This is a genomic window from Bdellovibrio sp. HCB274 (assembly GCF_047306075.1).
Taxonomy (GTDB): Bacteria; Bdellovibrionota; Bdellovibrionia; order Bdellovibrionales; family Bdellovibrionaceae; genus Bdellovibrio.
The window spans coordinates 734,582-750,612 of the sequence record NZ_CP178623.1 but is presented as its reverse complement, the minus strand read 5'-3'; the positions used below and the strand labels follow the sequence as shown (position 1 = coordinate 750,612).

Sequence of the window (16,031 nt, the reverse complement as noted above, 5' to 3'; positions counted from 1 at the left end):
TTAAATATTAATTAGTGCTGCTCTGGCTCAGTAGGAGCCACAACAGTTGCTTCAATAACATCGCCACCGTCATCAAGATCTTCATCTTGGTCACGAAGGATGTCGGACTCCATCAACTCAACATTCAATGCAAGAGACTGAAGCTCTTTCACTAGAACGTTGAACGATTCAGGAAGACCCGGCTCAAGGATGTTTTCACCCTTAACGATACTTTCGTACATACGAGTTCTACCAGCTACGTCATCTGACTTAACAGTTAGGAACTCTTGTAGAGAGTAAGCGGCACCGTATGCTTCGATCGCCCAAACCTCCATCTCCCCGAGACGCTGACCACCGAATTGAGCTTTACCGCCCAATGGCTGTTGCGAAACTAGAGAGTAAGGCCCGATAGAACGAGCATGGATCTTCTCTTCAACCAGATGGTGAAGTTTAAGCATGTACATGATACCCACAGTAACCGGATTCGTGAACGGCTCACCAGTACGGCCATCGAATAGGATGGATTTACCGGAAAGTGGAACTTCTGCTTTCGCAAGCAAGTTCTTAACGTCTGTTTCACGAGCACCGTCGAATACCGGTGTTCCAACGTGGATACCGTTCTTCATACGAGTTACCATTGATTTCAATGAACCTTCATCTGCGCCATCAAGTTTCGCGCTGATATCAGAGTCATTGAAGATATCTTTCATCTCTTTACGAGCATTTTCAGCATTCCACTTATCAAGGTGGGCACCGATTTGTTTACCCAAGTTGTGCGCTGCCCAACCCAAGTGAACCTCAAGGACCTGACCGATGTTCATACGCGAAGGTACGCCCAGTGGGTTCAGAACCATGTCAACCGGAGAACCGTCTGCTAGGTATGGCATGTCTTCAACAGGCAATACTTTAGAAACGACACCTTTATTTCCGTGGCGGCCGGCAAATTTATCGCCGACTTGCATTTTACGTTTAATCGCAACGTAAACTTTAACCATTTTGATAACGCCTGGAGGAAGCTCGTCACCTTTACGAAGGCGGTCGATCTTCTCGTTGAATACCAATTTAACTGCGTCAAGTTGGTTACGGGCGTTGTCGATGATTTTGTTAACCTGGAACTCAAGGTCTTGTTCAAGAGGGATATAGTTCAACAATTCGAATGGAATTGTTTCGATATCCGCGATCGTGATCGATTGACCTTTGTTCAAAAGTTTTTGAGATCCATCTTCATTCAACAATACGCCAGTAGTGATTTTGCCTACCAGGATATCGCGAAGTTTCGTGATGGAGTTATTTTTGATAACGTTTTGCTCAACAGCCAAGTCTTTTTCAAGCTTGCGTTTTTTCTCTTCGATGATTGAAGACAAACGCTCATCGCGGTCTGCGCCTTCACGAGAGTAAACTTGAGCGTCGATAACTGTACCGTAAACGCCAGATGGTGCGCGAAGTGATGTATCACGTACGTCACCAGCTTTTTCACCGAATATCGCTCTCAAAAGTTTTTCTTCAGGAGAAAGTTGAGTTTCACCTTTAGGAGTCACTTTACCAACCAGGATGAAGCCAGGGCGAACTTCCGCACCGATGCGGATGATACCAGAGCTATCAAGGTCTTTAAGTGCTTCTTCACCTACGTTTGCGATATCGCGAGTGATCTCTTCTTTACCCAGTTTCGTGTCACGCGCTACGCACTCGAACTCTTCGATGTGGATAGATGTGTAAACGTCGTCTTTCAACAAACGCTCAGAAATAAGGATGGAGTCCTCGAAGTTGTAACCCTGCCAAGGAGTGAACGCTACCAGGATGTTTTGACCCAGAGCCAACTCACCAAGCTCAGTTGAAGGACCGTCAGCAACGATGTCGCCTTTGGAAACCTTGTCACCAACAGTTACGATTGGTTTTTGATTGAAGCATGTGTTTTGGTTCGTACGTTGGTACTTAGTCAAATTGTAGATATCTACGTTCGCACCAAGCTCGCCACCTTTTGCAAAACGGCGGATAACGATACGAGATGCATCTACTTCTTCAACGATACCGTCGTTTTGAACAACGACAGATGTACCAGAGTCACGAGCAACCAAACGCTCTACGCCTGTACCAACTAGTGGTGCGCGAGAACGCAACAATGGAACCGCTTGACGTTGCATGTTCGAACCCATCAGGGCACGGTTGGCATCGTCATGCTCCAGGAACGGAATCAAAGACGCCGCGATAGATACCAGCTGAGATGGAGAAACGTCCATCAATGCAACTTTATCTTTATCAACGATCTCATACTCACCGTCACGACGAGTGATTGTCGTAGCAGTTTGGATGGCTTTGTTACCAGCTTCATCACGAGCTGCTGGAGCGATGTAATGACCCGCTTCTTCCAATGCAGACAAGTAATTGATGTCTTTAGAAACTGCGCCTTGATCAACTTTACGGTACGGAGTCTCGATGAAACCGTAGTTGTTGATACGAGCGTAAGTCGCCAAGGAAGCGATCAAACCAATGTTTGGTCCCTCTGGAGTTTCGATCGGACAGATACGACCGTAGTGCGTAGGATGTACGTCACGTACTTCGAAACCTGCACGGTCACGAGTCAAACCGCCGGGTCCTAGAGCAGACAAACGACGTTTGTGCGTGATCTCAGACAACGGATTCGTTTGATCCATGAACTGTGACAATTGAGAAGAACCGAAGAATTCCTTAACAACCGCGTTCACTGGTTTCGCGTTTACCAGATCGTGAGGCATCATTGTTTCTACGTCTTGTAGAGACATACGTTCACGGATCGCGCGTTCCATACGAACTAGACCGATACGGTATTGGTTCTCAAGCAACTCACCAACTGAACGAACACGACGGTTACCCAAGTGATCGATATCGTCGATAACACCGCGACCATTTTTAAGATCGATCAGAGTTTTGATAGTGCTCAAGATATCTTTGTGAGTAAGTGTTCTGTGAGACGGTGGGCACTCTTCCATAGAGATACCGAATCTGTGATTGATCTTGATACGACCAACTTCAGAAAGATCATAAGTCTCAGGATCGAAGAACAAACGACCGAAGAACGTCGTAGCAGCTTCCAAAGTTGGAGGCTCACCTGGACGAAGGCGTTTGTAGATCTCAACTAGTGATTCGTCTTTGTTAGAAACTTTATCAACCAACAATGTGTTGCGAAGGTAAGGTCCAACAGTCAAACCGTCGAAGAAGATCATGAAGAAACGATCGATACCAGCTTCGATAGAACGCTTGATGATTGCAGAGTTCAACTCAGCATTTGCATCAGCGATGATCTCACCAGTGGATTCGTCGATAAGTGGTTTCGCCAAAACTTTACCGTCAAGGTCATTTGGTTCAACTTCAAGCTCAGTGATGTTAAGATCTTTGATCTTCTTAACGATCGCACGAGTGATACGACGACCGGCTTTAACCAGTGCTTCGCCACCTTTTGGATCAACGATGTCTGTAAGAGCTCTTTGACCTGACATTCTTTCGATATCAAGCTTACGGAACAACTTGCCGCCTTTAACGTAAACTTCGTCAAGGTCGTAGAAGTATTCAAGAAGTTGTTCAGCGTTGTAACCCAATGCTTTCAAAAGAATTGTAACTGGGAATTTACGACGACGATCGATACGAACGTGGATCAAATCTTTTTGGTCAAATTCAGCATCCAACCAAGAACCACGGTAAGGGATCACGCGTGCAGAGTAGATCAATTTACCAGAAGCATTGTTTTTACCACCGTCGTGATCGAAGAACACGCCCGGAGAACGGTGCAACTGAGATACAACAACGCGCTCAGTACCGTTGATGATGAAAGAACCGTTAGCAGTCATCAATGGGATTTCGCCCAAGTAAACTTCTTGTTCTTTAACGTCACGGATTGAACGTGCTTCAGTTTCTTCATCAACATCAAACACGATAAGACGAAGAGTAACCTTGATCGGAGCAGCGAAAGTCATTCCGCGCTGACGACACTCATCTACGTCGTATTTTGCCGGCTCAAGAGTGTAAGATACGAACTCTAGGCTTGCAGTGTTGTTGAAATCTGTGATTGGGAAAACAGATTTGAAAACGCCATTAAGACCAGCTTCGCCGCGGCGATCTGGATCCATATCTTTTTGAATGAAAGCTTCGTAAGAAGACTTCTGCAATTCAATCAAATTTGGAATATCAATGACTTGCTTATTTTTCGCGAAAGACTTTCTAACTCGAATGTTAGAAGCCGTAACTGGAGTTTTTTCCAATGTACTCTCCGTGATAAGAAAATCGAAACTTCACTTCGGGCGGAAGAATCAAGAACCACATTAAATAAAATCTAAACGCAAGGAACTAAACTACGTCCGGGTTTTCAAAAAAGCAAGGGATTATCGATACTTTCGGTTCTTTACCTTCTTACAAAACCTCTTGAGATTTTGGCTTCGGAAGGCCGCATTTTGGGGAGGGGGAGGGCTTGCATATTTTGGGCACGGGCTTCCGGCCCTCACCGCCCCTTGGTACCGCATCGTGCGGGGGCGGAGGCCTCAAAATATGCAAGCCCTCCCCCTCCCCAAAACGCTGTTTCGAGGTCATAAAAGAAGTTTTGTAAGAAAATAAATAATCGAAACCACCACAAAACCAAATTTCTCGGTTACGCGAAGTAGTTTTTCCTTCGATTTTTATTTTATTGAACGTGATTCTCCGATTTGGAGATCTTAGAAACGCGGGGCTTGTTGTTTTTAGGCATCATGATTTAATGCGTCAGTTGTGATTTTCGGGAAGCTGGGGGCTGCCTCTGGTAATTTCCGACCTCCCGGCCCGCAGGATGCGGTACCCAAGCCGGGTGAGCGCCGGATGCGCGTGTCGGAAATTACCAGAGGTAGACCACAGATTTCCGAAAAGCATGACGGTCGACTTCACAACAAGGTCCTAAAAAGCAAAAAGCCCCGTGTTTCCACGAGGCTTTCGGCATTTTCAAAACCAAATTGGTTCGAAAGACTACTTAACAGTAACTTTCGCGCCTGCAGCTTCAAGAGCTTTTTTGATTTTTTCAGCGTCTTCTTTAGAAGCGCCTTCTTTAACAGCTTTGTTACCAGCTTCAACAAGAGCTTTAGCTTCAGCAAGACCCAAACCAGTCAAACCACGTACTTCTTTGATTACGTTGATTTTGTTCGCGCCTGCATCAACCAAGATAACGTCGAAAGCAGTTTTTTCTTCAACAGCAGCAGCAGGGCCAGCGCCAGCAGCAGCTACAGGAGCAGCAGCAGAAACGCCCCATTTTTCTTCAAGCATTTTTACAAGTTCAGCGATTTCTAGAACTGTTTTCGCAGACAATGCGTCAACAAGTTGATCGTTAGTTAGAGACATTTTAATCCTCCAGGGATTTAAAAAAATTATTTAAAAATTCAAGTTAACTAGCTTCCATCCACTCCGAACAACCGGAGTTCAAGCAATTACGCTTGTGGAGCTTCTTCAGTACCAGCAGTAGCGCCGCCACCAAGTTTCTCGGCGTAAGCATTCAAGCATCTTGCAAGTGCAGAGCCAGAAGCCAATAGCGTACCAAGGAACATAGCGCGGAGTTGGTCTTTCCCTGGAAGTGTCGCCAAGAATTTAATCTTAGCATCATCCAAAGCTTCGCCATCCATTACACCAGACTTGATTTGAAGAACTTCTACGTCCTTAGCGAAATCAGCCAATGTTTTAGCAGTTGCGTTCACTTCACCGTATGAGAATACGATGGCGTTAGTACCCTTCATTGAATTAGTAAATGCTTTTTCAATAGCTGGGTGATCTTTGAACGCTCTTTTTGCTAGAGTATTACGGACAACTTTCATCTCTGAATCAGCAGCATTCAATTTTTTACGCAAGTTAGTAACTTGCTCAACCTTGATGCCTTTGAAGTCGACGATGAAAGCTCCTTTAGCGTTACCGAACTTTTCAGTGATAAGCTTAATCTCTTGCTCTTTATCTGCGCGAGTGATCATAAGTGAGCCTCCTTTCATTAGACTTTTCCCTTCTTGCGAAGGGGTGTGTGCGAATCAGGTCGGTTTGGAGGTCATATAACCTTTTTGCCTTATCTCGGTAGGCCCCACACATTCGCGGGATTACATTCACAAGCGAAAACCTACTGTCTCTGATCGCAATAAATTTAAAAACAAAGAACCAGTTCAAAAAAGAAAAGCCCCGGCCAGAAGCCAGAGCTTAATTTAAAAACTAGTTAACACCAGTTGCAGCTGCTGCCGCATTTGGTTCGATCTTAACGCCTGGACCCATAGTGGATGCAACGTTGATAGATCTTAGGTAGATACCTTTGGAAGAAGCCGGTTTCGCTTTAACGATCGCGCCCAAAAGGGTCATGAAGTTATCACGAAGTTTAGCATCGCCCATAGATTTCTTACCGATACCAGCATGTACGATACCTGCTTTATCAACGCGGAAATCCAACTTACCTTTTTTCTCGGCAGTTACGGCTTCGCCAACGTTCATAGTTACAGTACCGATTTTTGGATTCGGCATCAAACCACGAGGCCCTAGAATTTTAGCAACTTTAGAAACAGTCGCCATCATATCTGGAGTCGCGATACATTTATCGAAATCCAACCAGCCACCTTGGATTTTAGCCACAAGGTCGTCAGCGCCAACAAAGTCTGCGCCAGCGTTTTTCGCTTCAGCCTCTTTAGGACCTTTTGCGAAAACAACTACTTTTACTTCTTTACCCAAACCGTGAGGCAATGCGATTGCGCCACGAACTTGTTGATCAGATTGCTTAGGGTCGATACCCAAACGCAATGCTACGTCGATAGATTCATCAAATTTCGCTGGAGCTGTCTCAACAACGAGTTTGAATGCTTCTTCAACAGAGTATTTTTTTGCAGAATCTACTTTCTTAGAAGCAGCTGCGAACTTTTTACCTGCCATTGTTCACTCCTACGCGATGTCGATGCCCATGCTCTTAGCTGTACCAGCAACTTGTGACATTGCGGATTCAACTTTCAAGCAGTTCAAGTCAGGCAATTTCGTTGTAGCGATTTGCTTGATTTGATCGTTATTAATTTTACCAACTTTATCTTTTTGAGGCATTTTGGAACCAGATTCCAATTTCAACGCCTTTTTAATCAAAGAAGACACCGGTGGTGTTTTTGTGATGAAAGTAAACGATCTGTCTTGGTAAACAGTGATGATGATAGGGATGATGCTATCACCCAACGCTTGTGTACGAGCGTTGAACTGCTTACAGAATTCCATGATGTTTACCCCGTGCTGTCCAAGTGCCGGTCCAACGGGAGGAGCTGGATTAGCTTTCCCTGCCGGTATTTGCAGCTTGATCATTCCTGTAACTTTTTTTGCCATGACCCACTCCTGCAAGAGGTTGTGTTAATTACTTCGGCAAGCCGAAGTGCTTTCTAATATCCGAAGCTCACCCTATGTGAGCGTCAGTTTTAAGCTTTATCTACTTGAATATAGTCCAACTCAACTGGAGTCGGTCTACCGAAGATGCTCACAAGAACTTTAAGCTTCGCTTTGTCCTCGTTCACTTCTTCTACTGTTCCCTGGAAGTTAGCGAATGGACCGTCAACAACAGTCACATTTTCACCAACAGAGAACTTCACCTTCATTTTCGGTTTTTCTGCAACGCCAGCCATTTGCTGAGTTACGCGGAAAACCTCTGCTTCAGGTACTTCTGGGGGACGAGTTTTAGTGCCTCCCACAAAGCCTGTTACTTTTGACGCATTTCTTACCAAATGCCAAGTCTCATCGTTCAAAAACATTTGAACGAAGATATAGCCCGGGAAAAATTTACGCGATCTCGTTTGTTTTTGGCCTTTTACAAGCTCAACTACGTTTTCAGCGGGAATAAGGATATCTCCGAAGAACTCTTCCATTTTGGAAGTTTTGATCTTTTCTTCGATAGCCTTTTTAGCCGTGTTTTCACAACTTGTCTGAACGTTGACGATGTACCACTTTTTGTCCATGGCCGATCCTTACTTCATTAGATAGTTGATAAAGAAGCCAGAAATCAGGTCAAAAGAGCTGATAATCACGCTTGAGATAAGAACCATTACGATACAAACGATAGTCATTGCCGTTGTATCTTTGCGTGAAGGCCATACGACCTTACGAATTTCAGATACCACTTCCTCGCCCCATGCGAAAACGCGTGGGTTGAATTGAAGAACCGCAAACAAAACGATCCCTGCACCAACCGGAAGACCGTGTTTGAACAAGTCGTTGTCAGCCAATTTTGCAACAACACCAAATGCACCCGAGAATGCTTTGATTAGCATGTGCACAGTCAATCCAACCAATGCGCCTGCAACTGCAAAACTAAAAGTAATAATCTTTGAATTAGCTTTTTCCACGATACCTCATTCCTGTTGAAATATTTCTGTAGAAATTGGCAGGGGCGGAGGGATTCGAACCCACGACCTAACGATTTGGAGTCGTTCGCTCTACCACTGGAGCTACACCCCTGCACGATCTTATTGATGATAATTTACCGCTCCCGGCGTTGCTTCGTCGTCGGCCTACTGAACAGTAGGGCCTCCTTCTTGCGCCTTGTGATCGATAAATTCTCATCAATAATCTCCCCTTCGATACATTCAGAGGGAGAATCTGACCAGAACTACAACCAAAAATAAAAAATACTTTTGGAATGCCAAGAAACACCGAGGGGGACCCTTTTGTCAAGGAGTCCCCCGGGTGATTTTATTTCAGCCTATGCTGCGTTAATCCTACTCAAGGATTTCGATAACAACGCCGGCGCCAACTGTACGGCCACCTTCGCGGATCGCGAAACGCAATTCTTTTTCCATCGCGATTGGTGCGATCAACTCAACAGCCAATTCAACGCGGTCACCTGGCATAACCATTTCAGTGCCAGCTTTCAAAGTACAAACACCAGTTACGTCAGTTGTACGGAAGTAGAACTGTGGACGGTAACCGTTGAAGAATGGAGTATGACGTCCGCCTTCTTCTTTAGTAAGGATGTACGCTTCAGCTTTGAATTTTTTGTGAGGTTTAACTGAACCTGGTTTAGCAAGAACTTGACCACGCTCAACGTCTTCTTTTTTAGTACCACGAAGAAGAACGCCGCAGTTGTCGCCCGCTTGACCTTCATCAAGAAGTTTACGGAACATCTCGATACCAGTAACAGTAGTTTTTTGAGTTGGACGGATACCGATGATTTCGATCTCGTCACCAACTTTAACGATACCACGCTCAACACGGCCAGTAACAACTGTACCACGACCAGAGATAGAGAATACGTCCTCTACTGGCATCAAGAAAGTTTTGTCAGTAGCACGAGCTGGTTGTGGAATGTAAGCGTCGCAAGCTTCCATCAATTTCATGATAGCTGGGCGACCGATTTCAGAAGAATCACCTTCCAAAGCTTTCAAAGCAGAACCTTTTACTACAGGGATTTCGTCGCCTGGGTATTCGTACTTAGAAAGAAGTTCGCGGATTTCAAGCTCAACAAGCTCAAGAAGTTCTTTATCGTCAACCATGTCAACTTTGTTCATGAAAACAACCATTGCAGGGATACCAACTTGGCGACCCAAAAGGATGTGTTCACGAGTTTGTGGCATAGGACCGTCAGCAGAAGAAACAACTAGGATAGCGCCGTCCATTTGAGCAGCACCAGTGATCATGTTTTTTACGTAGTCAGCATGCCCTGGGCAGTCAACGTGTGCGTAGTGGCGGTTTTCAGTTTCATACTCAACGTGAGTAGTAGAGATAGTGATACCACGCTCTCTCTCTTCAGGAGACTTATCGATTTGATCGTAAGACATCGCTTGAGCTTTACCAGCCGCTGCAAGAGTAGTAGTGATAGCAGCAGTCAAAGTTGTTTTACCATGGTCGACGTGACCGATTGTACCGATGTTAACATGCGGTTTATTACGGGTGAATTTCTCTTTAGACATTGTTCCTCCTGCAGAGATTTTTTATTTTTATCTAACTTAAAGCCTATTTTATTAAATACAAGTAAAACTAAGTGGAGCCCATGATCGGAGCCGAACCGACGACCTCACCCTTACCAAGGGTGTGCTCTACCACTGAGCTACATGGGCGTCTGAAATTTGGAGCGGGAAACGGGTCTCGAACCCGCAACCCTCTGCTTGGAAGGCAGATACTCTAGCCAATTGAGCTATTCCCGCCCGATCGATCAGATGGCAACCATATTTCACCGAGAAAATATTTAAAAAATGGTGGGCAGGGAAGGATTCGAACCTTCGTAAGCGTAAGCTAACGGATTTACAGTCCGTCCCCTTTAGCCACTCGGGCACCTACCCATTTTTTTAAATACTTACTCAGAGAAATTTGGAGCTGGTTATGGGACTCGAACCCGCAACCTGCTGATTACAAATCAGCTGCTCTACCAATTGAGCTAAACCAGCATCACTGAGATAACCGAAAGAGTTATAGTGGAAAAAATCTACATTCGTCAAAGATAATTATTTGTCGGACTGCGATTTTTTGCGATTTCCGCGCACCGCGTGCTGCCTTAAAGTCTCCGTCAAGGCCATGGCCGTGGCGACAGACGCATTATAAGATGCAGAAGCACTCGTTTGCGGAATGAAGACCAATTCATCACAAAGGCGTTCCGTTGTCACTCTCAAACCTTTGTCCTCGGCTCCGATTGCCCAAATTACTTTCTCGGGCAAATCCAATTCGAAAATAGATCGTTTTCCACGAGGACTTAGACCGTAAATCCAATATCCTTTTTCTTTTAATGTTTCCGCGTACTTATTAAAGTTAGTTGTGGCTTCGACCGGAACATGCTCCACGCCGCCGCACGCAACTTTATGAACTGTCGGAGTTAGACCCACCGCGCGGTCCTCTGGAATAAATACACCTTTAACGTTGGTCAGCCAGGAAGTTCTTAGAATCGCACCCAAATTGTGCGGATCTTCGATACCGTCCAGCATCAAAAGAATCGACGTATCCAAATTTCCCACGTGGTCCAGGTCCAGACCCGGGCCGCCTTCAACAAAAAGAGCTGCACCCTGATGGGAAGAACCGAATTTATCAATCACAGTTTCCTGGCGAAGCTCCGGAGTGATGTGGTGCTTGCGTGCAAGCTCTTCAATATCGCGCAAATCAGCTGAAGTTTCCCAGCCATTCTTAAGCCACATGCCTTTCACCTTTTTAGGGTGTATTTGAAGAGCTTCTTTGATGGCGTGATTGCCGACGACAATGCGCCACTCTCGAGGAATTGAATTTTCAGAGCGGGAACCGCCCTGCTGAGGACGACCGCCACCCTGGTGACGACCACCCTGCTGAGTGCGTGCTCCTTGAGAGCGACCGCCCTGAGTGGATTTTTGAGAGTTATTTTTTGAGCTGCCGCCAGAGCGGAAATTATTCTTTTTCATACTATATCGCCATCACAAACTGTTTTGCTGCTTCTTTGATATCTTTTGCTTCTAAAATGGGACGACCTACAACCAGAGCAGAGGCACCTTTTTCAAGTGCTTCCTTCGGGCCCATAATACGCTTTTGATCGCCAGAGTCGTTCATACTAAAGCGAATTCCCGGCGTGACAAGATAGAGGCCGCGATTTTGTAAAAGGTCCAGTTCATGAGGAGAGCAGACAACTCCATTTAATCCTGAATTTTGAACCAAACTCGCCAAATCAGTTACATGCTGAGGAATGGGCTGAGATTTCATTACCAAAGGCAGGGAGTTTTGATCCCACGAAGTCAGAATCGTCACGGCCAACACTTTGAACGGGCGCTGCTTGTTCAGTTCTGCCTCGACAGCGGCAACTTTTTTAAGAGCCTCTGCCCCACTCAAAGCATGCACTGTCACCAATGAGGCACCAGCGTCGAAACTGGCGCGGACCGCAGCCTCCATAGTGGAGGGAATATCGAAGTGTTTATTATCCATAAAAATGGGTGCGCGCTGAGAAAGCTCCTGAACGAATTTCAGACCGTAGCGCAGACACAGTCGTGGACCGACTTTAATTCCGCCGACGATATCACCGATCTCGTCGGCGATTTTTAACGCCTGATCACGGGTATCCACATCAAGCGCAAGAATAATTGGATTTTTCATGGGATGAGAGTGCAGGTTTTTATTCATGAATAACTCCTGCACTCCACCTTCTCACAAACTCAGAAAAGGGTCATTTGTTTTCGACGATTATCAGAGTGTTCCAACCCATTACCCGGATCGGATTTCCATTTACATCGCGAGCGACACGACCGTTTTCGTTAAACAAGGGAACCAGCTTTTTGGGCTGCGCTGTGACTTTGTTCCAAATTATCAGGGCATTGTCCCTGTGAAGTCGGACACAACCACCTGAAGCTCTTTGACCGAGTTCTTTATAGTGATCCGGAGTCGTGGCATGGACTGCGACCCCGCCGTTAAAGAACATGGCAAACTCCATCTTCGCTTTCCATGTGTACGAATAGTGGCTGAGCACTAACTTATAGGGCGAGTACGTGCCGGTCGGAGTGACGGTCCAATACCAGCGGCCGCTTTTGGCTTTTTCATATTTCTCCCGACCGGTTGAAACCAGCCAGTTTGCCGTCAACACGCCATTTTCCATGACCTGCATCTGCTGGGCTGTCGGGCCAATTGGTGCTTTGTTGATGCGAAGGACGATCGCGTATTCACGATAGACGTCAATGCCGTCCTGTGCCGCGATGATTTCCGGATCGATCACAGCGGCGCGCATTTCAGTTCGCGGGGCGCCGATTTCATTGGCGATTTCGTCGGTGGTCATGAGGTCATCAAGGGGTGCCGAGTATTCCGGCGATGGTGGGTTGGTGGATGCATCATCTTCGTTGGCGTACAGACTTGGGGAAAGACCTGAAACGAGCAACAACAAGGATAAAGCTAAGGTTCTCATAAGAATCCCTCCTGTTATTGGCTATGGAAAAATCCCAGTTCCAAATTCAGAATCTGCTCACTTCCAGAGGCGGTCAAAGCGAATAAAAAAACGGAGGAAAATTCCCTCCGTTCGCCAAATTTATAATTGTTTTGAAAGAGTCAATTGCAGACCTAGGGCCTTCCAATTGCGAGTAAACTCAATGAACCCCTGCACCTGAGCCTTGAACAGAACTGAGCCTTGCACAGAACGTCGACAGGTCCGTTTTATCGAGGCGCTAGGAGGAAGCTGTACTACCTGTACAGCGACGACGAAGCAACGAAGAGAAAACTGAGCTGGTGACGTTCTTAGTACGACTTAGCGAATAGTACCCATTTTGTTGCGGGCTTACCGGAGAAGATGCAGTTTCCGGAGATTGGCTCCTGCTGCAAAGGAGCGCAGCGTGGAGTTACTTTCAGTGATGCCAGCAACTCGTGACCGATACCCGCTTCACACCATGGAACCAGTGCGAAACCCGGGGCGGAGTTTTCTTCGCCCTTGAAGTGGGATTCGAATTCTTTAAGGTCCGTGATTTTTTTGATGTTGCTGTCGCGGAAAGCTTTGGCTCTTTCGAACAAGCCGTCCTGGATTTCCTGCAATAGACCACTGATGCCTTGAACGAAGGCGTCGCGGGCCTGGCCGGATTTTTCTTTCGGGCCTTTGTCACGACGGCCGACGAACACTTCGCCTTTGGCCATGTCACGAGGACCTACCTCAACGCGCACTGGAACACCCTGCTTGATGTACTGCCATGCTTTGTCGCCGCCACGGATATCGCGGTCATCGACTTTCACGCGAACAGAGCCCCCGTTGTAGCTTTGTGCTTTCACTTCTTTTGCCAGGCTGTTTACGTATTCCAGAACCTGAGCTTTTTCGGCGTCGTTACGGTAGATAGGCACGATTACCACGTGAAGTGGAGCGATTCTTGGTGGAACCACGAAACCGTTATCATCTGAATGAGTCATGATCAAACCGCCGATAAGGCGAGTTGAAACCCCCCAGGAAGTTGTCCACGCGGTTTCTTCTTTGCCCTCTGCACTTAGGTATTTGATACCGGAAGCTTTGGCGAAGTTTTGACCCAGGAAGTGGGACGTTCCCGCTTGCAGAGCTTTTTTATCCTGCATCAGGGCTTCGATAGTATAGGTATCAACAGCACCTGGGAAACGCTCATCAGAAGTTTTCATCCCTTTAATCACAGGCATCGCCATGTAGTTTTCAGCGAAGTCCGCGTACACGTCCAACATTTGCAAAGTTTCCTCTTGGGCTTCTTTGGCAGTCGCGTGAACGGTGTGTCCCTCTTGCCACAAGAACTCTGCAGTTCTTAGGAACATGCGCGTGCGCATTTCCCATCTCATCACGTTACACCATTGGTTAATTAAAACAGGAAGGTCACGGTAAGACTTAACCCATTTTGCGAACTGGTGGCCGATGATGGTTTCGGAAGTTGGACGAATGATAAGTGGCTCTTCAAGTTCACCATCCGGAACAAGCTTGCCATTGCCATCGCCTTTCAAACGGTGATGAGTTACGACCGCGCACTCTTTCGCGAAACCTTCAACGTGTTCCGCTTCTTTCTCCAAAAAGCTAAGTGGGATCAACAATGGGAAGTACGCGTTTACGTGCCCAGTATCTTTGAACATGCGATCCAAAACTGCCTGCATGTTTTCCCATACAGCGTAACCCCAGGGCTTGATCACCATGCAACCACGGACCGGAGAATTTTCGGCCATATCAGCTGCTGTGATAACTTGTTGGTACCACTCAGGGTAGTTTTCAGAACGTGTTGGTTTAATCGCTGTATCTGACATTTCTGTACTTCCTTAAAATCTTTCGAAACTAAATATCTTTTGAATCAATGCCGTAGGCTTTAATTTTTCTATGAAGGTAACTGCGCTCAAGACCGATAACTTCGGCAGTTTTTGAAATATTACCGCCGTTTTCATTGATCTTGCGAAGCAGGTATTCTTTTTCAAACTGAGCTCGCGCCTCGCGGAACGTGGACAGATCCTGCATCTCAAAGCCTTGTTCATCATCTTTATCGATCAAACCGGCAAAACGCAGGTCGTGAACGTCAACGAATTCGCCCGGAGTCAGGATGTAAACACGTTCGATAAAGTTTTTAAGCTCACGAACGTTTCCGGTCCACTGGTAGGCCAACATCTTGTTCATAGCCTGTTCGCTGATCGCTTTCTTAGGGTAACCACTTTCAGAGGCCACATTGTCCGAGAAATAAGAAACCAGAACCGGGATGTCTTCAGGGTGCTCACGAAGGGCTGGAACTCTGAATGGAATTACGTTCAGACGGTAATATAGGTCCTCACGGAAGCGGCCTTCCTTAACTTCTTTATCCAGATCTTTGGAAGATGCTGCGATCACGCGAACATCGTTTTCAATCTGCTCCGAACCGCCGACGCGACGGTATTTTTTGTCGTCCAGGTAAGACAAAAGCTTCGCCTGGGCTTCTTTGTTCATTTCGCTGATTTCGGCGATGTACAATGTCCCGCCGTGGGCCAAATCCAATTTGCCTTTTTTAGCGCGATCCACTCCCGGCATCGCACCTTTTTCGATTCCGAAGATTTCTGCTTCCAAAAGATCTTCAGGAATACCACCGCAATTGATTTCAACAAAAGGACGGCTGGCGCGAGTGCTTAGATAATGAATATTTTGAGCTACAAGTTCTTTACCGGTGCCGGCCTCCCCTTGAATCAAAACCCAAGAGTTTGTCGGCGCCACACGCGCGATCACTTGTTTGGTAGCTACGATGGATGGAGCTTCACCGACAAGAGCGATGGATTTACGAAGCTTGTTCAACAACAGGGCTTTTTCTTCCTTTTGTTGCTGGTAGCTTAGAATGTTTGAAATCACGATCAGGATCTTGTCCATGGAAAGCGGTTTTTCGATGAAATCCCACGCGCCAAGTTTTGTCGCTTTAACAGCGGTTTCGATCGTTCCGTGACCAGAGATCATCACGAACTCCACATTCGGGAATTCCTTGCGTGAACGAGTCAGAACTTCGATACCATCGATATTTCCGGGCATCCAGATATCCTGGAAAACGATATCGGGTTGGACGTCTTTGATCGCCTGCAACCCGGAATCTCCGTCATGGGCCAGGAACACCTGATAGCCTTCATCTTTCAATGAAGCTGAAAGCACATCACGAATCGGTGCTTCGTCATCAATAATCAGAATTTTTGTAGATAGAGCCGCCATCACG

The 16,031-nt window shown here is 46.3% G+C and carries 13 protein-coding genes and 5 tRNA genes; all 18 read right to left on the bottom strand.

All coding sequences use genetic code 11. From position 1 onward, the window contains the following. Positions 1-11: 11 nt before the first annotated feature. On the bottom strand, positions 12-4,211 hold the full coding sequence (rpoB, locus tag ACLWNV_RS03695; RefSeq protein ID WP_413586566.1) for a DNA-directed RNA polymerase subunit beta: 4,200 nt from the start codon (positions 4,209-4,211) through the stop codon (positions 12-14). Between the two features lie 730 nt (positions 4,212-4,941). Then, positions 4,942-5,310, bottom strand: a complete 369-nt coding sequence (gene rplL / locus ACLWNV_RS03690; protein WP_413586565.1) for a 50S ribosomal protein L7/L12 — start codon at positions 5,308-5,310, stop codon at positions 4,942-4,944. Between the two features lie 86 nt (positions 5,311-5,396). Beyond that, positions 5,397-5,927 (bottom strand): 50S ribosomal protein L10, encoded by a 531-nt coding sequence (rplJ, locus tag ACLWNV_RS03685; RefSeq protein WP_413586564.1) that lies wholly within the window; start codon positions 5,925-5,927, stop codon positions 5,397-5,399. 229 nt (positions 5,928-6,156) lie between these two features. Then, positions 6,157-6,861, bottom strand: coding sequence for a 50S ribosomal protein L1 (gene rplA / locus ACLWNV_RS03680; protein ID WP_413586563.1), 705 nt, complete (start codon positions 6,859-6,861; stop codon positions 6,157-6,159). Positions 6,862-6,870: 9 nt separating this feature from the next. Further along, the gene (rplK, locus tag ACLWNV_RS03675; RefSeq protein WP_340599043.1) at positions 6,871-7,293 is read right to left on the bottom strand and encodes a 50S ribosomal protein L11; all 423 of its coding nucleotides are present in this window, start codon (positions 7,291-7,293) and stop codon (positions 6,871-6,873) included. 89 nt (positions 7,294-7,382) lie between these two features. Continuing rightward, positions 7,383-7,916 (bottom strand): transcription termination/antitermination protein NusG, encoded by a 534-nt coding sequence (gene nusG / locus ACLWNV_RS03670; protein ID WP_413586562.1) that lies wholly within the window; start codon positions 7,914-7,916, stop codon positions 7,383-7,385. Between the two features lie 9 nt (positions 7,917-7,925). Continuing rightward, a complete protein-coding gene (gene secE / locus ACLWNV_RS03665; protein ID WP_413586561.1) occupies positions 7,926-8,303 on the bottom strand; it encodes a preprotein translocase subunit SecE in 378 nt (125 codons plus the stop codon). 36 nt (positions 8,304-8,339) lie between these two features. Further along, a tRNA-Trp gene (locus ACLWNV_RS03660) sits at positions 8,340-8,415 on the bottom strand. A gap of 260 nt (positions 8,416-8,675) precedes the next feature. After that, a complete protein-coding gene (tuf, locus tag ACLWNV_RS03655; RefSeq protein ID WP_413586560.1) occupies positions 8,676-9,866 on the bottom strand; it encodes an elongation factor Tu in 1,191 nt (396 codons plus the stop codon). Between the two features lie 72 nt (positions 9,867-9,938). Next, positions 9,939-10,013: transfer RNA gene (locus tag ACLWNV_RS03650), tRNA-Thr, on the bottom strand. Positions 10,014-10,023: 10 nt separating this feature from the next. Further along, positions 10,024-10,100: transfer RNA gene (locus ACLWNV_RS03645), tRNA-Gly, on the bottom strand. Between the two features lie 49 nt (positions 10,101-10,149). Further along, positions 10,150-10,235, bottom strand: a tRNA-Tyr gene (locus ACLWNV_RS03640). Between the two features lie 29 nt (positions 10,236-10,264). Next, positions 10,265-10,340, bottom strand: a tRNA-Thr gene (locus ACLWNV_RS03635). Positions 10,341-10,397: 57 nt separating this feature from the next. Then, complete coding sequence (locus tag ACLWNV_RS03630) at positions 10,398-11,315, bottom strand: TrmH family RNA methyltransferase (protein WP_413586559.1); 918 nt, start codon at positions 11,313-11,315, stop codon at positions 10,398-10,400. A gap of 1 nt (position 11,316) precedes the next feature. Beyond that, complete coding sequence (gene pyrF / locus ACLWNV_RS03625) at positions 11,317-12,024, bottom strand: orotidine-5'-phosphate decarboxylase (protein ID WP_413586558.1); 708 nt, start codon at positions 12,022-12,024, stop codon at positions 11,317-11,319. A gap of 43 nt (positions 12,025-12,067) precedes the next feature. Then, a complete protein-coding gene (locus ACLWNV_RS03620) occupies positions 12,068-12,796 on the bottom strand; it encodes a L,D-transpeptidase (RefSeq protein WP_413586557.1) in 729 nt (242 codons plus the stop codon). Positions 12,797-13,122: 326 nt separating this feature from the next. After that, complete coding sequence (proS, locus tag ACLWNV_RS03615; protein ID WP_413586556.1) at positions 13,123-14,622, bottom strand: proline--tRNA ligase; 1,500 nt, start codon at positions 14,620-14,622, stop codon at positions 13,123-13,125. Between the two features lie 28 nt (positions 14,623-14,650). Continuing rightward, positions 14,651-16,027 (bottom strand): sigma-54-dependent transcriptional regulator, encoded by a 1,377-nt coding sequence (locus ACLWNV_RS03610; protein ID WP_413586555.1) that lies wholly within the window; start codon positions 16,025-16,027, stop codon positions 14,651-14,653. Between the last annotated feature and the right edge of the window lie 4 nt (positions 16,028-16,031).